This window comes from Blastococcus litoris (assembly GCF_003075095.1).
GTDB lineage: Bacteria > Actinomycetota > Actinomycetes > Mycobacteriales > Geodermatophilaceae > Blastococcus_B > Blastococcus_B litoris.
This window is the reverse complement of record NZ_QCZF01000003.1, coordinates 346943-365191: the sequence shown is the minus strand read 5'-3', so window position 1 is coordinate 365191 and position 18249 is coordinate 346943. Positions and strand designations below refer to the sequence as shown.

20 protein-coding genes are annotated in these 18249 nt (G+C 75.8%); 3 read left to right on the top strand and 17 right to left on the bottom strand.

The genetic code is table 11. The features are described from left to right. Positions 1-50: 50 nt before the first annotated feature. Positions 51-1745 carry a 2-succinyl-5-enolpyruvyl-6-hydroxy-3-cyclohexene-1-carboxylic-acid synthase gene (menD, locus tag DCS98_RS08900; protein WP_116451002.1) on the bottom strand — a complete coding sequence of 565 codons (1695 nt, stop codon included), beginning with the start codon at positions 1743-1745 and terminating at the stop codon, positions 51-53. Beyond that, on the bottom strand, positions 1742-2665 hold the full coding sequence (locus DCS98_RS08895) for an o-succinylbenzoate synthase (RefSeq protein ID WP_116451141.1): 924 nt from the start codon (positions 2663-2665) through the stop codon (positions 1742-1744). Before DCS98_RS08895 ends, menD begins: the two co-directional genes overlap by 4 nt. A 43-nt stretch (positions 2666-2708) precedes the next feature. Between DCS98_RS08895 and menE the strand changes: the two genes are divergently transcribed. Further along, positions 2709-3824 (top strand): o-succinylbenzoate--CoA ligase, encoded by a 1116-nt coding sequence (gene menE, locus DCS98_RS08890; protein WP_116451001.1) that lies wholly within the window; start codon positions 2709-2711, stop codon positions 3822-3824. Next, positions 3824-4696, top strand: a complete 873-nt coding sequence (locus DCS98_RS08885) for a 1,4-dihydroxy-2-naphthoate polyprenyltransferase (protein ID WP_116451000.1) — start codon at positions 3824-3826, stop codon at positions 4694-4696. Before menE ends, DCS98_RS08885 begins: the two co-directional genes overlap by 1 nt. A 5-nt stretch (positions 4697-4701) precedes the next feature. Here the strand turns inward: DCS98_RS08885 and DCS98_RS08880 are convergent, their stop codons facing one another. Both DCS98_RS08880 and DCS98_RS08875 read right to left on the bottom strand, forming a co-directional pair. Then, positions 4702-5010 carry a DUF4229 domain-containing protein gene (locus tag DCS98_RS08880; protein WP_116450999.1) on the bottom strand — a complete coding sequence of 103 codons (309 nt, stop codon included), beginning with the start codon at positions 5008-5010 and terminating at the stop codon, positions 4702-4704. Beyond that, positions 5003-5431, bottom strand: a complete 429-nt coding sequence (locus DCS98_RS08875; RefSeq protein ID WP_241037393.1) for an Lrp/AsnC family transcriptional regulator — start codon at positions 5429-5431, stop codon at positions 5003-5005. The genes DCS98_RS08880 and DCS98_RS08875 overlap by 8 nt, the downstream gene beginning before the upstream one ends. Positions 5432-5537: 106 nt before the next feature. Here DCS98_RS08875 and DCS98_RS08870 point away from each other — a divergent pair, with 106 nt between their 5' ends. Next, the gene (locus DCS98_RS08870; protein WP_116451139.1) at positions 5538-5768 is read left to right on the top strand and encodes a hypothetical protein; all 231 of its coding nucleotides are present in this window, start codon (positions 5538-5540) and stop codon (positions 5766-5768) included. On the opposite strand, the gene DCS98_RS08865 is transcribed toward DCS98_RS08870, so the two are convergent. From DCS98_RS08865 to DCS98_RS08805, 13 genes are all read right to left on the bottom strand, one after another. Then, positions 5765-6055, bottom strand: coding sequence for a hypothetical protein (locus tag DCS98_RS08865; RefSeq protein WP_116450998.1), 291 nt, complete (start codon positions 6053-6055; stop codon positions 5765-5767). The two genes, DCS98_RS08870 and DCS98_RS08865, sit on opposite strands and share 4 nt — an antisense overlap. 126 nt (positions 6056-6181) lie before the next feature. Further along, positions 6182-7141: a c-type cytochrome biogenesis protein CcsB gene (ccsB, locus tag DCS98_RS08860; protein ID WP_206340165.1), complete on the bottom strand. Its 960-nt coding sequence runs from the start codon at positions 7139-7141 to the stop codon at positions 6182-6184. Beyond that, the gene (gene resB / locus DCS98_RS08855; RefSeq protein ID WP_116450997.1) at positions 7138-8748 is read right to left on the bottom strand and encodes a cytochrome c biogenesis protein ResB; all 1611 of its coding nucleotides are present in this window, start codon (positions 8746-8748) and stop codon (positions 7138-7140) included. The genes ccsB and resB overlap by 4 nt, the downstream gene beginning before the upstream one ends. Next, entirely contained in the window at positions 8745-9551 is an 807-nt protein-coding gene (locus DCS98_RS08850; protein WP_116450996.1) for a cytochrome c biogenesis CcdA family protein, read from the bottom strand. The genes resB and DCS98_RS08850 overlap by 4 nt, the downstream gene beginning before the upstream one ends. Position 9552: 1 nt before the next feature. Beyond that, a complete protein-coding gene (locus DCS98_RS08845; protein WP_116450995.1) occupies positions 9553-10125 on the bottom strand; it encodes a TlpA family protein disulfide reductase in 573 nt (190 codons plus the stop codon). Next, complete coding sequence (locus DCS98_RS08840) at positions 10122-10757, bottom strand: histidine phosphatase family protein (RefSeq protein WP_116450994.1); 636 nt, start codon at positions 10755-10757, stop codon at positions 10122-10124. The genes DCS98_RS08845 and DCS98_RS08840 overlap by 4 nt, the downstream gene beginning before the upstream one ends. Next, positions 10754-12121, bottom strand: coding sequence for a glutamate-1-semialdehyde 2,1-aminomutase (gene hemL / locus DCS98_RS08835; RefSeq protein ID WP_116450993.1), 1368 nt, complete (start codon positions 12119-12121; stop codon positions 10754-10756). Before hemL ends, DCS98_RS08840 begins: the two co-directional genes overlap by 4 nt. Then, complete coding sequence (locus DCS98_RS08830; RefSeq protein ID WP_116450992.1) at positions 12118-12615, bottom strand: hypothetical protein; 498 nt, start codon at positions 12613-12615, stop codon at positions 12118-12120. Before DCS98_RS08830 ends, hemL begins: the two co-directional genes overlap by 4 nt. Position 12616: 1 nt before the next feature. Continuing rightward, positions 12617-13615, bottom strand: coding sequence for a porphobilinogen synthase (hemB, locus tag DCS98_RS08825; protein ID WP_116450991.1), 999 nt, complete (start codon positions 13613-13615; stop codon positions 12617-12619). Next, the gene (locus tag DCS98_RS08820) at positions 13612-15156 is read right to left on the bottom strand and encodes a uroporphyrinogen-III synthase (protein WP_116450990.1); all 1545 of its coding nucleotides are present in this window, start codon (positions 15154-15156) and stop codon (positions 13612-13614) included. The genes hemB and DCS98_RS08820 overlap by 4 nt, the downstream gene beginning before the upstream one ends. An 88-nt stretch (positions 15157-15244) precedes the next feature. Then, positions 15245-16201, bottom strand: a complete 957-nt coding sequence (hemC, locus tag DCS98_RS08815; protein ID WP_116450989.1) for a hydroxymethylbilane synthase — start codon at positions 16199-16201, stop codon at positions 15245-15247. After that, the gene (locus tag DCS98_RS08810) at positions 16198-17532 is read right to left on the bottom strand and encodes a glutamyl-tRNA reductase (RefSeq protein ID WP_116450988.1); all 1335 of its coding nucleotides are present in this window, start codon (positions 17530-17532) and stop codon (positions 16198-16200) included. The genes hemC and DCS98_RS08810 overlap by 4 nt, the downstream gene beginning before the upstream one ends. Next, the gene (locus DCS98_RS08805; RefSeq protein ID WP_116450987.1) at positions 17529-18188 is read right to left on the bottom strand and encodes a redox-sensing transcriptional repressor Rex; all 660 of its coding nucleotides are present in this window, start codon (positions 18186-18188) and stop codon (positions 17529-17531) included. The genes DCS98_RS08810 and DCS98_RS08805 overlap by 4 nt, the downstream gene beginning before the upstream one ends. Positions 18189-18249: the final 61 nt, after the last annotated feature.

Genomic DNA, 18249 nt, shown 5'->3' with positions numbered 1-18249 from the left:
GCAAGGACGACGCCCCGCACGCGGGCCGGTGTCACCCACCAGGGCGACCCTCAGGCCGCGAGCGCGTCCGCCGCGGCGGCGCGCAGCTCGACGGCGAGCGCGGCCTCCGCCCGCTGGTCGGTGCGGACGACGACGACCCGCGGACCGCCCAGGGCCAGCGCACCCGGCAGCTCCGCCGGGGACGAGATCTGCGTCGCGGCCCAGCCCAGCGACTGGGCCACCGCCACCAGGTCGCGGCCGTGCGGCGTCCCGAACACCCGCCGGTAGTCGCGCGCGTGCCGGTCCTCCCCCGGCTCGAGCTGGGCGAAGATGCCGCCGCCGTCGTTGTCGGGCACCACGACGGTGAGGTCCGGCGCCGGTTCGCCCTCGCCGAGCAGCAGACCGGTCAGGTCGTGCAGGAACGTCAGGTCACCCATCAACGCGAACGCCGGGCCGCCGTGCACCGTGGCGGCGCCCACCGCGGTCGAGATCGTCCCGTCGATACCCGCCACGCCCCGGTTGGCCAGCACGGTGAGGTCGCCGCGCGGTACGGCGAGCCGGTCGACGTCCCGCACCGGTGTCGAGGAACCGAGCACCAGGAGCGCCCCGGACGGCAGCGCCGCGACGACGTCGCGCGCGAGCCGGGCGGCGGTGAACTCCGGCCGGGCGTCGAGCAGCCCGTCGACGGCGGCACCCACGCGGTCGGCCGCCGCCGCCCACTCCCCGGCCCATCCGGCCACGACCGGGACCTGACCCGGCATCCGGGGGAAGCCGGTCGGCGGGCCGCCGACGCGGGCGGTCGACCGCGTCGCGTCCGGCCACCTCGGGCTCGCGGCGACGCTCTCCACGCGGACCTCCGGGTCGGCGAGGAGCGCCGAGACCGGTCGGGACAGGGTCGGCCTGCCGATCACCAGCACGCGCCCCGGGCGGTGCTCGCGCGCCCAGTCCCGCGCCCCCAGGAGCAGTGCCCCGCCGCGCTCCGAGGCCCCCCACGCGCCACTGGACGGCTCGGCGACCACCGGCCACCCGTGCTCCGTGGCCGCCTGGGCCGCCACGGCACCGAACCCGCCCGGCCCGTCGCCCACGACGACGAGGGTGCGCTCCGCGCCTCCGGCCAGGGGGGCGGCGACGGTGATGCGCTCACCGTCGGTCCACCGGGCACCGTCCGGGCGGCCGGCCCAGGGACCGGTGAGCTCCGCACCCTCGTCGTCCGGCAGCAGCGGCTCGCGCAGCGCGAGGTTCAGGTGCACCGGGCCCGGGTCTCCCGACAGGGCACCGCGGGCCGTGAGCAGCGCCTTGGCGACGAGCGACCGCCAGTACCGGTTCTGCGCCTCCTCGCGGCCCTCCTCCGGCACGCCGGCGTCGGCCGCCCACCGCACGGCACCGCCGTACAGCCCGGTCTGCTCGATGGTCTGGTTCGCGCCGGTCGCGCGCAGCTCGGGCGGCCGGTCGGCGGTCAGCGCCAGCAGCGGAACCCCGCTCGCGTCGGCCTCCAGGACGGCGGCGTGCAGGTGCGCGGCCGCGGTGCCGGACGTCGTCAGCACCGGCACCGGCCGGCCCGACGCCTTCGCCAGCCCGAGCGCGAGGAAGGCCGCCGTCCGCTCGTCGATGCGCACGTGCAGCCGCAGCCGCCCGTCCCGCTCGGCGGTCGCGAGCGCCAGCGCGACCGGCGCCGACCGGGAGCCGGGCGCCAGCACGGCGTCGGTCACGCCGCCCCGGACCAGCTCGTCGACCAGCACGCGGGCGAACGCGGTGGAGGGGTTCACGCGGCCGCCACGGCGTCGAGCCGGGCGCGCCAGCGGGCGGCGGTACCCGCGTCGGCCGCCACCGCGTCGAGCCGGTCCGGCTCCGGTCGCACCACCGGCAGCTCGCCGTCGACGGGGAGCAGCGGTGAGGAGGTCACGTCGTCGGTGAACAGGGCCACCGTGGCGAGCCCGCAGGCGAAGGGCAGCTCCGGCAGCGCGGCGGCCAGGGCGACCCCGGCGGCGATGCCGACCGAGCTCTCGAGCGCCGAGGACACGACGCACGGCAGGCCGTGCGCCTCGGCGACCCGCAGCGCCGCCCGCACCCCGCCCAGCGGCTGCACCTTGAGGACGACGACATCGCACGCCTCGCGCAGGTCGACGCGCAGCGGGTCGGCCGAGCGGCGGACGACCTCGTCGGCGGCCACCCGGACCTCGATCCTGCGGCGCAGCGCGACCAGCTCCTCGAGCGTGGCGCAGGGCTGCTCGACGTACTCCAGGCCGACGCGGTCGAGCTCCCCGATGCGGGCGACCGCCGTGTCGACGTCCCAGGCCGCGTTGGCGTCGACCCGGATCGCGCCGGCCGGCCCCAGGGCGTCGCGGACCGCCTCGACGCGGGCCAGGTCGTCGGCGGGCGTCTGCCCCGGTTCGGCCACCTTGACCTTGGCCGTGCGGCACCCCGACGCGCTGACGATGGCGTGCGCCCGTTCGGCGTCGACCGCGGGCACGGTGACGTTCACCGGGACCGACGAGCGCACGGGGGCCGGCCAGCCCTCGACGGCGGACTCGACGGCGGCCGCCCACCAGCGGCGGCTCTCGTCGACGTCGTAGTCCCAGAACGGGGAGAACTCGCCCCAGCCGGCCGGGCCCTGCACCAGCACGCCGTCGCGGACGTCGATGCCGCGGAAACGGGTGCGCAGCGGCACCCGGTACACGGCGGTCATCACCACGCCAGCGTAGTTGGGCAGCGCCGTAGGCTTGCCCGTCGTGGCCCAGCACCTCACCCTCGTGGCCGCAGCGGAGCTCACCCCGGACCACCTGCGCGACGCGCTGCGCGGCGGACGCCCCCTCGCCGTGCTGCCCGCCGGTCCCCCCGCCGTCGTGGACGCCGCTCTCGCGGTGCTCCGGCCCGACGAGCCCCTCGAGCACGGCACCGACCTCGTGGTCGTCACCTCCGGCTCGACCGGCGGGGGCCGCGGCGTCCTGCTCCCCGCCACCTCCCTCGAGGCCTCCGCGACCGCCACCCACGAGCGGCTGGGCGGTCCGGGGAACTGGCTGCTGGCGCTGCCGGTCTCGGCGATCGCCGGGTTGCAGGTGCTCTGCCGCAGCCTTCTCGCGGGGACGCGGGCCGAGGTCCTGGCCACGGGCGAGCGCCTCGCCGACGCGGTGCGCCGCATGCCGGCCGGGCGCCGGTACACGGCCCTGGTCCCCACCCAGCTCCGGCGGTACCTGGACGAGGAACCCGATGCGCTGCGCGCCTTCGACGCCGTCCTCGTCGGGGGCGCGGCCACCGACGCCGCGCTGCGCGACCGGGCGTCGGAGGCCGGGGTCCGCGTCGTGACGACCTACGGGATGACGGAGACAGCCGGCGGCTGCGTGTACGACGGGCGGCCGCTGGCCGGCGTGCAGGTTCGGGTGACCGACGGTGTCGAGCTGACCGGCCCCACCCTCGCCCTCGGCTACCGGCTCGACCCCGGGGCGACGGAGGCGGCGTTCGGCGGCGGCTGGTTCCGGACGCGGGACGCCGGCGCCCTCGACGCCGACGGCCGGCTGACCGTCACCGGCCGGCTGGACGACGTCGTCATCTCCGGCGGCGTGAACGTCGCGCCGGCCGCCGTGGAGGCCGCCCTCCGGGAGCACCCGGACGTCGCGGACGCCGTGGTGTTCGGCCGCCCGGACGAGACGTGGGGCCAGCGCGTGGTCGCCGCCGTCGTCCCGGCGCCCGGCGGGCGGCCGGACCTGGCGGCCCTGCGCGCGTGGGTGGCCGGGAGACTGGGCGCCGCGGCCGCGCCCCGGCAGCTGCACCTCCTCGACGAGCTGCCCCTCCTGCACACCGGCAAGCCCGACCGCCGCGCGGTCGCCGCCCTGACCACGGAGGTCTGATGGCCACCCCCGCCCAGTGGATCGCCGGCGCCCGGCCGAAGACCCTCCCGGCCGCGCTCGCCCCGGTCCTCGTGGGCACCGGCGCGGCGGCCGGGCTGGACGGTTTCGACCTCCCCGCGGCCCTGCTGGCCCTGGTGGTCGCGCTCGCCCTGCAGGTGGCCGTGAACTACGCCAACGACTACTCCGACGGCAAGCGCGGGACCGACGCCGACCGGGTCGGGCCGATGCGGCTGGTCGGCTCGGGCGCCGCCACCCCGGAGCAGGTGCTGGTCGCCGCCGGCATCGCCTTCGGCGTCGCGGCGGTGGCCGGGCTGGCGCTGGCCGCGCTGTCGAGCTGGTGGCTGGTCGCGGTGGGCGCCGTCTGCATCGTCGCCGCGTGGACGTACACCGGCGGGCCGGCCCCCTACGGCTACCGGGCCCTGGGCGAGGTGTTCGTCTTCGTCTTCTTCGGTCCCGTCGCCGTCGTCGGCACCACCTTCGTGCAGACCGGCGACGTCGAGGGCCTGGCGATCGCCGTCTCGGTGCCGATCGGGCTGCTCATCGTGGCGATCCTGGTGGTCAACAACCTGCGCGACATCGACGGCGACGCGACGGCGGGCAAGCGCACCCTCGCGGTGCTGCTGGGCGACCGGGCCACCCGGTTCCTGTTCGTCGACCTGTTCGTCGCCGCGTTCCTGGTGGTCCTCGCCGTCGGCGTCGTCCGGCCCTGGGCGCTGCTCGGCCTGCTGGCCGCGCCGCTCGCGGTCCCGCCGTCGCGGACGGTGCTGTCGGGCGGACGCGGACCGGCGCTCGTCGCGGCCCTGCAGGGCACCGGGAAGCTGACCCTGGCCACCGGGATCCTGCTCGGTGCGGGGCTCGCGCTCAGCGGTTGAGCGGGCTACTCGTCCCCGCTCAACCGGGTGCGCAGGTCCTCCTTGGCCGCCTTGCGCGCGACGCTGCGGGCCGCGAGGGCCTCGGTGAGCCGGTCGCGGGAGGGCCGCAGCAGCAGGTAGGACACCGGCATCGACAGCAGCAGGCCGAAGAGCAGGCCGGGGAAGCTGCCCAGGCCGAGCATCCAGAGGATCAGCACCAGCGCGGCGGCGATCGCCAGCCGCCCCACCGTGTAGACGAGCAGCCACGGGAGGATCTTGGGCGGTGTCGCCGGACCGCCCGACGGGCCGGCGGGGACGGGACGGTTCTCAGCCATGTCGGCCTTCCCATTTCGTGGAGAGCACCACCGTGGTGCGGGTGCGGGCGACACCCCTGATCCGGTTCAACGCGCCGATGGTGGCCTCCAGTGCCGGGATGTCGGTCACGCGCACCTTGAGCACGTACCCCTCGCTGCCGGCCACCCGCCAGCAGTCCTCGATGCCCGGGACCTCGCGCATCGCGGCCTCGACGCCGGTGTCGTCGACGGCGTCGCTCTCGATGACGCTCACCAGGGCGGTGACGTCGAGACCCACGGCAGCCGGGTCGACGACCGCGCGGTAGCCGGTGATGACACCGGCCGCCTCCAGCTTGCCGACCCGCTCGTGCACGGCCGGCGAGGACAGGCCGACCTGGCGGGCCAGCTCGGCGTAGCTCGCACGGCCGTTGGCGCGCAGGAGGTCGATGAGCTGCTCGTCCACGGCGTCGATGGCGGGCTCCTGTCGGGGTGTGGTCGAGAGATGTTCGTCCGTCCGGCACCGAGTATCTCCGCGGACGTACGCTGGGTGCCGACGAGGGGGTTCAACCGTGGTGTTCCTGGTGGTGCTCGTGATCGCCGTGGCGATCGTCGTGCTGGTCATGCGGGCGGCTGCCGCCCCCGGGCGGCCTGGTGGAGGCCTGCGCGCGCCGCGGCCGCCGCGCAGCCCGCGCCCGCAGCGTCCGCAGGGTCGTCCGCGACCCCTGGCGCCGGACGACGACCCCGACTTCCTGCGCGAGCTGGACCGGCGCACCCGACGGGACGACGGCTCGCCCGCCTAGGCGACCCGGCTCACCCCGAGCAGCCGGCGCCACCCGCGCCGGGCCGTGTCCGGTGCCGCCGGCGCCGGTGGTGCGGGCTCCTCAGGGGCGCTGTCGGCCTCGTCCGTCCCGTCGCCTCCCAGGCCGCCGGGCCAGCCCAGCCCGCCGCCCTCCTCGGCCGGCGTGCCCGGCCAGCCGACGGGGCCCTCGACCGCGGCGTGGTGCGCGGCTCCGGCCGGCCGGCGCGCGAGCGCGTCGGCGACGATCGGGTCGGCCGTCGCCCCCTCGGGCGCAGCATGCTTACCCACGGTGAACCCCCATGTGGCTGGTCGACGGTCGTCCGGGGGCATGGAAGCACGGAAACCGCGCCGTCGTCACCACCGGGTGCGCGACGAGGCCTCGGGGCCGGTGACGCAGCGTGAGGACAGCGGTGCTCAGCTGACGCCGGCGTAGCTGTGCAGGCCGGTGGACACCATGTTCACGAAGGTCAGGTTGAAGATCATCACGACCAGGCCGACGACGTTCACCCACGCAGCCGGCTTGCCCCGCCAGCCGGCCGTCGTCCGGGCGTGCAGGTAGGCGGCGTAGACGACCCAGGCGATGAAGGCCCAGGTCTCCTTGGGGTCCCAGCCCCAGAACCGGCCCCAGGCGGCCTCCGCCCAGATCGCGCCGGCGATGACGGTGAACGTCCAGATCGGGAAGCCGAAGACCGCCGTCCGGTGGGCGACCCGGTCGAGCGCCGCGGCGCCGGGCAGCCGGGCGAGCAGGCCACCGGCCTCCTCGCCGGCGGCGACCCGCTCGTCGGAGCGCGTCTTGACCAGGTACAGGATGCTGGCGATCCCGCTGACGAAGAAGATGCCGAACCCGATGATGGCCGTGCTCACGTGGATGGCCAGCCAGTACGACCGCAGCGCCGCCACCAGCGGGCCGGCCTCGGCGTAGAGGAACAGGCCGATCAGCACCATGGCCAGGACGACGGGCGCGAGGACGAACAGCCCGATGTGCCGCAGGCCGGGCGTGCGGACGGCGAAGACCAGGTAGGCCACGACGGCGACGAAGACGGTCGCCGTCGAGAACTCGTACATGTTGCCCCAGGGCAGCCGGTCGGTGGCCAGCCCGCGCGTGACCAGGACCGCGCCGTGGGCCACGGCGCCGAGGGCGGTCAGGCCCAGGGCGATGGCGCCCCAGCGGCGACCGCGGGTGTCCTCCGCGGACGCCGGGGTGGGCTCGGGAGCGGGGAGGGCCGGGCCACCGGCACCGACCAGCTCGCGGGCCCGCGTCGTCCGGCGGCCGAAGGCGAGCTGCGCGCAGAAGGCCACCATGGCCACGGAGTACAGCGCGATGCTGATCGAGAAGAGGGTGTCCGACAGCGAGGCGAGCTGGTCAGCAGTCACGCGGGTGGTCCTCCGGTTTCGGGTGCACGGGTGCCGTGCCGCTTGGTCAACGCGGCACCCAGGTCGTCGGTGAGGGCGGCGAACCGGGGCCCGTTCTCGCCGCTGCCCCGGGTGAGCGAGGCCAGCGTGAGCACGGTACCGCCGTCGCCGGGAGCGGGTTCTGCCCGGGCGAAGACCCGTTCGCGGCGCAGCAGCAGCATGCCCAGCAGCCCCGTGAGCAGCGCGATCGAGGAGACGAGCACCCACACCTGGCCGGGGTCGTGCGAGAACTGGAAGGCGGCGAACTCGCGGAACCCGGTGAACGCGATCGTCGTCCCGTCGGGGAGCGTGGTCGACTCCCCGACGGCCAGGTTCGCCGCCCCGACCTCGGTGAGGCTGCCGCGGTCGATCTGCGAGGCGTCGAGCGAGTAGACCGACTGCGGGATGCCGGAGTCCAGGCCCAGGTAGCCGGAGTAGGCGACGATCGCGACCTGCGGCGCCAGGGGGCGCGGGTCGACGGAGGTGAGGATCCCGCCCTGCACCAGCCCGGTCGGGGCGAAGAAGCCCTCGATCGCCAGCTGGTCCTCGCCGTCGGCCTGCAGGTCGGGCACCTTGAGCGCGCCCTGGCTGGCCATCGTCGACTGGTCCGAGGGCAGGAACGGCACCGACACGTCCTCCAGCGAGGTGCCGTCCGGGCGGGTGACGGTGAACGTCGGGCTGAAGCCGTGCCCGGTCACGTAGACGCGGTCGCCGTCGAGGCGCAGCGGCTCGTTGACGCCGATCGTCGTCCTCCGCCCCTCCTCCCCCGGGCCGCCGTAGCGGATGTCGGCGGTGAACGAGGCCGCGGTCAGGTTCTCCTCGTACTCGGCGCGGAAGTCGTCGAGGTCGACGCACAGCGGGCTGAGGTCCCCGCTGTCGACCAGCGGACCCGACGAGTAGGTGTCGTACTGCTGGAAGGAGTTGCAGAAGCCCTGGCCCTCGGTGACCAGGATGCTGCCCTCGTAGCCCCACAGCTTCCCGCCGGCCAGGCCGAGCAGCAGCGCCACCAGCGAGAGGTGGAACAGCAGGTTGCCGGTCTCCTTGAGGTAGCCCTTCTCGGCCGACAGCTCCGGGCCCCGCGCGGTCTCGCGGCGGACGACGCGGAACCGGCGGACCCGGAGCTCCTCCTCCACGACGTCGAGCGCCTGCTCCGCCGGCAGCGGGGTGCCCAGCTCGCCGGCGTCGGGCAGCCGCAGCAGGTTGCGGGGCGCCGCCGGGGGCGCGGCCCGCATGGCGCGGAAGTGCTCGAGCCCGCGGGGCAGCACGCAGCCGATCAGGGAGACGAAGAGCAGCAGGTACACCGCGGCGAACCACGGCGAGCTGAAGACGTCGAACAGGTACAGCCGGTCGAGCACCGGCGCGAGCGTCGGGTACTCGGTGAAGTACTGGTTGACGTTGTTCTGCGACAGCGACCGCTGGGGCAGCAGCGAGCCGGGGACGGCGGCCAGCGCGAGCAGGAACAGCAGCACGATGGCCGTGCGCATCGCGGTCAGCCGGCGCCACCAGCGCAGCAGGAGCCCGGCACCGCGCCGGGGGGCCGAGGGCGACGGCGCCGGCGCGGGCGGCCGCGGAGGGGCGATGGTGCTCACAGGGCCGACTCCCCGAAGCCGGTCGCGGCCAGCCAGGAGCGCAGCCACTGCATCATCTCGGTCCAGGCGCCGGTGAGCAGGAGCAGCCCGACCAGCACCAGCACCGCCCCGCCGAACCGCGTCACCGCCTGCGCGTGCCGGCGCAGGAACGACGTCGCCCCGACCGCCCAGCGGGCACCCAGCGCGACCAGCACGAACGGCACACCCAGACCGATGCAGTAGGCGACGCTCAGGACGGCACCACGGGTCGCCGTCGCCTCGGAGAACGCCAGCGAGTACACCGCCGACAGCGTCGGGCCCAGGCACGGGGTCCAGCCCAGGCCGAACACGATGCCCAGCAGCGGCGCCCCGGCCAGGCCGACGGCCGGCCGCGCGCTGAGCCGCTTGGTGCGCTGCAGCAGGGGCAGCCAGCCCAGGAAGCCCAGCCCGACGACGACGGTGATCACGCCGAACACCCGGTTGAGCAGGTCCGCGTGCTGCACCATGAGCCGGCCCAGGCCGCCGAAGGCCGCGCCGAACGCGACGAAGACCAGCGTGAAGCCGAGCACGAACAGCGACGCGCCCAGCACCATCCGGGCGCGCGGCGGGACCTCGGTGCGGACGGCGGTCGCCGTCCCGCCCGAGCCCGCCGGCCGGGACGCCGGTGCGCCGCTGCCGACCAGCCCGGTGACGTAGGACAGGTAGCCCGGCACCAGCGGCAGCACGCAGGGCGAGGCGAAGCTGATCAGGCCCACCAGCGCCGCGACGGCCGCGGCGACGAGCAGCGGGCCGTCGGTGACGAGGCCGGCGAAGGTCTCACCCACGTCAGGCCTCCTCCAGCACCAGGTCGATCACGCGGCGCAGGTCCTCCTGCGACACCTCGCCGGTGTAGACCGCGGCGACCCGGCCGTCCGGGTCCAGCACGATGGTGGACGGGATGGCGTTGGCCGGGTAGTCCCGGAACGCCAGCGCCACCTCCCCGCGCGGGTCGTAGAGCGAGGGGAACTCGATCCCGAAGCGCTCGACGAACTGCAGGGCGAACTGCTCGTCGGGCTCCTTGACGTTCAGCCCGAGGAACTGGACGCCGTCGTCGCGGACGTCGGCGTAGACCTCCTGGAACTCCGGTGTCTCCACCCGGCAGGGCGCGCACCACGATCCCCAGAAGTTGAGGACGGCGACGTCCCCGGCGAGCTCGTCGGAGCTGAAGTCGCCACCGTCGAGCAGCGTGCCGCTGAACTCGGGGGCGGCCCCGCGCTCGTCCGGGGGGATGACCTCGCCGCTCGGGGTCGCGGCCACGAAGCGGAACTCGCCGCCGTTGTTCACGTCGACCTGGTCGGCGCCCGTCGAGCAGCCGGCTACGAGGGCCGCCGCGCCCAGCGCGAGGACGAGGCGCCTCATGCGCCGGGCACCGCGTCGGGGTCGGTGGCCCCCGCGGGCTCCGCGTAGCCCAGCCCGACGAAGCGGTCGCCGTCGTAGGTCAGGGAGGTGACGCTGGCCAGGGCGCACTGCCGGCGCCGCGGGTCGTGCACGTAGCGCCGGCCCTCCACGTGCAGCCGCGTCGTCCAGATGGGCAGCTGGTGGCTGACCAGCACCGCCTCGTGCCCGCGGGCGGCGTCCCGCGCCGCCTCGACCGCGGCGAGCATGCGCGCGGCGATCTCGACGTAGGGCTCGCCCCAGGAGGGCTCGAAGGGGTTGCGGAGCTTCCACCAGTTGCGCGGGGCGCGGAACACGCCCGCTCCGCCGGCCACCTCCATCCCCTCGAAGGCGTTGCCGGCCTCGATCAGCCGGTCGTCGATCGCGACGGGGAGCGACAGCGACTCCGCCAGCGGCGCGGCGGTCTGCTGCGCGCGTTCGAGCGGGCTCGACACCAGGTGCGTGACGTCCTTGCCGGCGAACCACTCCGCCGCGGCCAGCGCCATCGCCTCGCCCGTGGTCGACAGCCGGTAGCCGGGCAGCCGGCCGTACAGCACGCCCCGGGGGTTGAAGACCTCGCCGTGGCGGAGGAGGTGGACGACCGTGGTGCCGCTCACGTGGACCTCTCGCTGCCGAGCTCCCCGGTGCGGTGCTCGTCCACCTCGGCGGCGGCGCGGGCAGCAGCCGGCAGCGCCTCGAGCACCCGGTCGAGGGCCTCCCCCGACAGCGCCGCGTTGACGAACCACGCCTCGAACGCCGAGGGCGGCAGGTACACGCCGCGGGCCAGCATGGCGTGGAAGAAGGCGGTGTAGCGGGAGACGTCCTGGGTCTTCGCGTCGTCGTAGTCGCGGACCTGACGCTCGTCGGGCACGAAGAAGATCGAGAACATCGAGCCGGCCTGCTGGACGCGGTGCGGCACCCCGGCGGCGAAGAGCGCCGCGCTGGCGGCCCCGCGGAGGACGGCCGCCACCTCGTCGCAGTGCGCGTAGACCTCGTCCGTGCAGTGCCGGAGCGTGGTCAGCCCCGCGGCGACCGCGACCGGGTTCCCGGACAGCGTGCCGGCCTGGTAGACGGGGCCGATCGGCGCCAGCTGGTCCATCAGGTCGGCCCGCCCGCCGAAGGCCGCCGCCGGCAGCCCGCCGCCCATGACCTTGCCGAAGGTGAACAGGTCGGCGTCGACGGGGTCGAGGCCGTACCAGCCCGAGCGCGAGACGCGGAAGCCGGTCATGACCTCGTCCAGGACCAGCAGCGCGCCGTGCGCGGCGGTGAGCCGCCGCAGCTCGGAGTTGAAGCCGTCCAGCGGCGGGACCACGCCCATGTTCCCCGCGGCCGCCTCGCTGATCACGCAGGCGATCTCGCTCCCCCGCTCGGCGAAGACGGCCTCGACGGCGGCGACGTCGTTGTAGGGCAGGACCACGGTGTCGGCGGCCGCGCCGGTCGTCACGCCCGGGGTGTCGGGCAGGCCGAGCGTCGCGACGCCGGAGCCGGCCGAGGCCAGCAACGCGTCGACGTGGCCGTGGTAGTTGCCGGCGAACTTCACCACCAGCGGCCGTCCGGTCGTGCCGCGGGCCAGCCGGACGGCGGAGAGCACCGCCTCGGTGCCGGAGTTGACCAGCCGCACCTTCTCGACCGGCGCCACGCGGTCGCGGATCTCCTCGGCGAGGTCCAGCTCGCCCTCGGTGGGGGCGCCGAAGGACAGCCCGCGCCGCGCGGCGGCGGTGACGGCCTCGACGACGGCGGGGTGCGCGTGGCCCAGCAGCAGCGGCCCCCAGGAGCTGACCAGGTCGACGTAGCGCCGTCCGTCGGCGTCGGTGAGCCAGGGCCCGGAGCCCTCGACCATGAACCGCGGGGTGCCGCCGACGGCCTGGAAGGCGCGCACCGGGCTGTTCACCCCGCCGGGGATGATCCCGCGGCCGCGGGCGAAGAGGTCGGCCGAGACCGGCGCCTCGTAGGTGTAGGCGGTGCTGTCCAGCGAGGTCACCGGCCCAGTGTCCCTTCTGTTCCTGACGGCCGGTCACGGGTGTCGGCGAGCCTGCCCACGAGGGCCTCGTGGAGCGGGGCGGGATCGCGCGTCGGCACGAGCACCGTGCGGCCGTCGGTGAGCTTCAGCGGCAGGCCCGTGCGGCCCTTGGGCAGCGACCACCCGCCACCCAGCACCGGCGCGCCGGCGTCGACGCCGGCGTCGACGGCGCGCAGGTGGTCGACGTCGATGTCGGCGTACCGGACCGTCTCGCGCCCGACGGAGAGGCCCTCGTCGTCCACGCGGACCGTCCAGACGCGGCGGGCCGACAGGCAGCCGATCCCGACGACACCGAGCACCCCGACGACGGCGACCAGCCACAGCAACGCCGGCACGTCACCGCCGGGCAGCGCGAGGTCGAGCACGAGGAAGACGGCGAGCGCCCCGGCGACCAGCCAGAACGGCCGCCAGCTGCCACCCGGCTCGACGTAGCCCTCTCCCGTCCCCCCGGTCACGTCAGCGGCGGAGCAGGCGCGCGGCCTCGACCGCCCAGTAGGTGAGCACGGTCCCGGCGCCTGCGCGGCGGATCGCGGTCAGGGTCTCCAGGATGGCCCGCTCGCGGTCCACCCAGCCGTTGGCCGCGGCCGCCTCGACCATCGCGTACTCGCCGCTGACCTGGTACGCGCTCACCGGCACGTGCACCGCGTCGGCGACCCGCGTGATGATGTCCAGGTAGGGCAGCGCCGGCTTCACCATGACGGCGTCGGCGCCCTCGGCGAGGTCCTGGGCCACCTCGCGCAGCGCCTCGTCGGCGTTGGGCGGGTCCATCTGGTAGGTCGAGCGGTCGCCGAACTGCGGCGCACCCTCGGCGGCCTCGCGGAACGGCCCGTAGAACCCGCTCGCGTACTTGGCGGCGTAGGCCAGCACCGGCGTCTCGGTGTACGCGGCGCCGTCCAGGGCCGCACGGATCGCGGCCACCTGGCCGTCCATCATCCCGCTGGGCGCGATGACGTGGGCCCCGGCCTGCGCCTGCGCGACGGCGACCGCGGCGTACCGGTCCAGGGTCGGGTCGTTGTCGACGACTCCTGCGGGCGTGACCACGCCGCAGTGCCCGTGGTCGGTGTACTCGCACAGGCACAGGTCGGCCATCAGGACGAGCTCGTCCCCGAGGTCGGACCGCAGCTGCCGCAGCGCGACGTTGACGATGCCGTCGGCGGCGTCGGCCTGCGAGCCGACGGCGTCCTTCTCGCCGGGGATGCCGAAGAGCATCAGCCCGCCGATCCCGGCGTCGGCGGCCTCGTGCGCCGCCTTCCGGAGCGAGTCCAGGGTGTGCTGGACGACGCCGGGCATCGAGCTGATCGCGACCGGCTCGTCGATGCCCTGCTTGACGAAGACCGGCAGCACGAAGTCGGCCGGCGCCAGCCGCGTCTGCGCGGTGAGCCGCCGCAGCGCGGGCGTCGACCGGAGCCGGCGCCCGCGCGCGAAGCCGGGGTTGGCGCCGCCGACCGAGATCACTTGCCCTCGCCGTCCTCCGACTCGCGCAGCGACAGGGCGTACTCGGCCAGGGCGTCGACCAGCGGCGCGACGGCGGCCGTCTCCGGCTGCACGTCGACGCGCAGGCCGAACTCCTGGGCGCTGGCCGCGGTGGCCGGGCCGATCACGGCGACGACGGTCTTCGCGTGCGGCTTGCCGGCGATGCCGACGAGGTTGCGCACGGTGCTCGAGGAGGTGAAGCAGACGGCGTCGAAGCCGCCGCCCTTGATCGCCTCGCGGACCGACGCGGCCGGCGGAGCCGCCCGGACGGTGCGGTAGGCGGTGACGTCGTCGATCTCCCAGCCGCGTTCCTGCAGCCCGGCGGCGAGCGTCTCGGTCGCGATGTCGGCGCGGGGCAGCAGCACCCGGTCGATCGGGTCGAAGACGTCGTCGTAGGGCGGGAAGTCGGCCAGCAGGCCCTGGCTGGACTGCTCGCCCGAGGGCACCAGCTCGGGCTGGATGCCGAAGGCGCGCACGGCCTCGGCGGTCTGCTCGCCCACGCAGGCGACCTTGACGCCGGCGAACGCGCGGGCGTCGAGGCCCAGCTCGGCGAACTTCTCGCGGACGGCCTTCACCGCGTTGACCGAGGTGAAGACGATCCAGCCGTAGCGGCCGGTGACCAGGCCCTTGATGGCGCGGTCCATCTGCGCCGGGCTGCGCGGCGGCTCCACGGCGATGGTCGGCACCTCGACGGGGACGGCCCCGTAGGCGCGCAGCCGGTCGCTCATCTCGCCGGCCTGGTCCTTGGTGCGCGGCACCAGCACGCGCCAGCCGAACAGCGGCCGGCTCTCCCACCAGGACAGGCGGGCGCGCTTGTCGACGGCGGTGCCGACCGTGGCGACGACGGGGCCGGTGAAGGCCTCCACCCCCGCGGTCTTCTCGGCCACGGCGGCGAGCTTGGCGACGACGCTCTTCTGCGCCGTGCCGGAGCCGCCGGTGGTGACGACGACCGGCGTCGTGGCCGCCAGCCCACCCTCGACCAGCCGGGCGGCGGCGTCGGGGAGGTCCTCGGCGTTGCCCTGGAGCACCAGCGTGCCGCCGGTCGCGTGCGCCGCGGCCGCGAGGGCCGGCACGTCGACGCCGCTGCGCAGGTCGGCGGTCACCGCGGTGCCGCCGGTGGCGACGCCGGCGTAGGCGGGCACTGCGGTCGCGGTGGCCACGCCGGGCACGACGTCGAAGGGCACGGAGGTCCGGCCGACGGCCAGCACCTCCTTGACCACACCGTCCGCGGCGTAGGGGTCGCCGGCCACCAGGCGGACGACGACGGCGCCCTTCTTGGCGGCCTCGACGGCGGCCTTGGCGACCTCCGCCGGCTCGCCGACGGCGGCGCTCAGCTCGGTGCCGGGGTTCGCCTCGCGGACGGCGTCCTGGACGGCCGGCGAGACCTCCGGGTCGACGAGGACGAGGGCGGCCTCGGCCAGCGCCGCCGTCGCCCGGGCGGTGAGCATGCCCGGGTCACCCGGTCCTGCTCCGACGAAGACGACCCGGCCCGTCTGGCCTGCGGTCTTCTTGACGCGCGTCATCGCGTGCTCCTGATCTCTGCCCGGCTCGGCCGGGCGATCGGCACGGCCCTGAGGGCCGCTGTTACGGGGGTCTGGACGGGGTGGGCGATCACTGGCCCACCGCCATGAGCTCGGCCGCGCCGCGGTCGAGGAGTTCCGCGGCCAGCGCCCGCCCGAGGGCGGCGGCATCGGCCGGCGGGCCGCTCACCGAGCCGCGGACGGCGTCGCTGCCGTCGATCGCGGTCACGGAGGCGCGGAGGAACAGTTCGGGACCCGAGTCGCCCTCGGATGCCCCGCCCTCGGCGATCACCGCGTAGGCGGCGACGGGGGCGCTGCACCCGGCCTCGAGAGCGGCCAGCGTGCTGCGCTCGGCCTGGACGCAGGCGCGGACGACGGGGTCCTCCAGCCGGCCGATCAGCTCGCGGGTGCGGGCGTCGCTGGCACGGCACTCGACCGCCAGGGCGCCCTGCGCCGGTGCGGGGAGGACCTGGAGGGGGTCGAGGGTCTCGGTGATGGCGTCGAGCCGGCCGAGGCGACTCAGCCCGGCGCGGGCGAGGACGACGGCGTCGAGGTCGCCGTCGGCCACCCGCCCCATGCGGGTGTCGACGTTGCCCCGGATCGGGACGACGTCGAGACCGAGCCCCAGCGCCCGGAGCTGGGCGACGCGCCGCGGGGCGCCGGTGCCCACCCTGGACCCCGGCGGCAGCTCGCCGAGGGTGAGGCCGTCGCGGGCGACCAGCGCGTCGCGCGGGTCCTCGCGACCGGGCACCGCCGCGATCGTGAGACCCGGTGCGGGCGCCGTCGGCAGGTCCTTGTAGCTGTGCACCGCGAGGTCGACCTCGCCCGCGAGCAGGGCGTCCCGGAGCGCGGCCACGAAGACGCCGGTGCCGCCGAGCTGCTGGATCGCCGCCCGCGAGCGGTCGCCCTCGGTGACGATCGGCACGAGCTCGACGGCCGCACCGGTCGCGGCGGTGATCGCGTCGGCGACGGCCTGGGACTGGGTGCGCGCCAGCAGGCTGGCCCGGGTGCCCAGGCGCAGGGTGGCGGTGACGGTGGACGTGGTCACGACGCCTCCCCGGCCCGCAGGTCAGGGTCCACCCGGACGGCGTCCGACAGGACCTCGACGGGCGTGTCGATGCCCAGGCCGAACAGCGCGCGCAGCGCACCGGCGTAGTCGGTGTCACCGGACGAGGCGGCCAGCTCCTTCACGCGCACCGTCGGCTCGTGCAGCAGCTTGTCCACGACCCGGCGGACGGTGCGGGCGATCTCGGCCCGCGCCCGGGCGTCGAGGTCGGGCAGGCGGGTCGACAGGCGCAGCAGCTCGGCGTCGACCACCTCCGCGGCCTGGCTGCGCAGGGCCGACACGGTGGGCGCCACCTCGGCGGCCTGGCGCTCGGCTCGCAGCAGGGCGGTCTCGGCCTCCACGAGGGCGTGCGCGGCCGCGACGTCGTCGGCGGCCAGCGCCCCCGCGGCGGAGCCGCGCTCGGCCTGCAGGAGTGCGAGGTCCACGACGTGCACGCCCGGCAGCGCGGCCACGCCGGGGTCGACGTCCCGGGGCAGGGCGAGGTCGACGACCGCGAGGGGGCGGCCGTCGCGACCGGTCATCGCCTCGGCGACGACGTCGGTGCCGACGACGAGCCCCGTGGCGCCGGTGCAGGTGAGCAGCAGGTCGGCGGTGGCGATCTCCGCGGGCAGGTCGGCGAGGTCGGCGGCACGGCCCCCGACGGCCTCGGCCACGCGGGCGGCGTGCGCCTCGGTGCGGCTGCTGACGACGACGGCGGCGCCCCGGCGGGCGAGGGTCGCGGCCGCGAGCGCGCCCATCGAGCCGGCGCCGACGACGAGCACCGGGCGGCCCTCGAGGCCGCCGATCGACTGCTCGGCGCGGTCGAGGGCGACCGACACCAGGGACGCGCCGGCCCGGTCGATGCCGGTCTCGGTGTGCACCCGCTTGCCGACCCGCAGCGCCCGCTGCGCGACCGGGTGCAGGGCCCGGCCGACGGTGCCCTCCTCGCGGGCGAGCGCGTAGGCGGCACGCAGCTGGCCCAGCACCTGGGTCTCGCCCACGACCATCGAGTCGAGGCCGGAGGCGACGGTGAACAGGTGCGCGACGGCCTGGTCCTCGTAGTGCACGGTCACGTACGGGGAGAGCTCCTCCACCGTGGCCCCGGCCTGGCGGGCGAGGACCCGGCTGACGTCGGTGACGCCGCCGTGGAACTTCTCGACCTCGGCGAAGACCTCGATGCGGTTGCACGTGGCGAGCACCAGCGCCTCGGTGACGTGGTCGCTCCCGACGAGCTCGTGCAGCGCCTTGACCCGGTCGTCGGGGCCCATCGCGAACTGCTCGAGCAGCGACACGGGCGCGGTCCGGTGGGAGATGCCCACCGCGAGGACGCTCATGCCGGTTCCTCGACCGGGACGAGCCGCTGCTGGCCGAGGAACGCCAGCACCTGCAGCTCCACGGACAGGTCGACCTTCCGGATGTCGACCCCGGGCGGGGCGGCGAGGGTGACCGGCGCGAAGTTCAAGATGCTCCTCACCCCGGCCGCGGCCAGCCGGTCGCAGACCGACTGGGCCACCTCGGCCGGTGTCGTGATGACCCCGATGGACGCCTGGGACGCCGCGACGACGTCCTCCAGCTCGTCCATCGCCCGCACCGTGTGGCCGCCGATCCGCTGGCCGACCCGCGCCGGGGCGGCGTCGAACAGGCCGACGAACTCGAAGCCCCGGGACCCGAAACCGGCGTAGTCGGCCAGCGCCGACCCCAGGTTGCCGATGCCGACCAGCACGCAGGCGCGCGACCGCTCCACGCCGAGCACGCGCGAGATGCGGTCGCGCAGCGTCCGGACCTCGTAGCCGACCCCGCGCACACCGCAGGGGCCGAGGTGGGAGAGGTCCTTGCGCAGCCCGGCGGGGTTGACGCCGGCCGCCGCGGCGAGCTCCCCGGAGGCGACGGTGCTCCGGCCGCCGTCGGCCAGCGCCGTCAGCACCCGGAGGTACACGGCCAGGCGGGCGACGGTGGCCTCCGGGATGGTCCGGGGCCGCGGCTGGATCACGGGCTCTCCACAGCGAGCGCGCCCGAGGTGGTCAGGGCGCGGGACAGAAGGACGCGGGCAG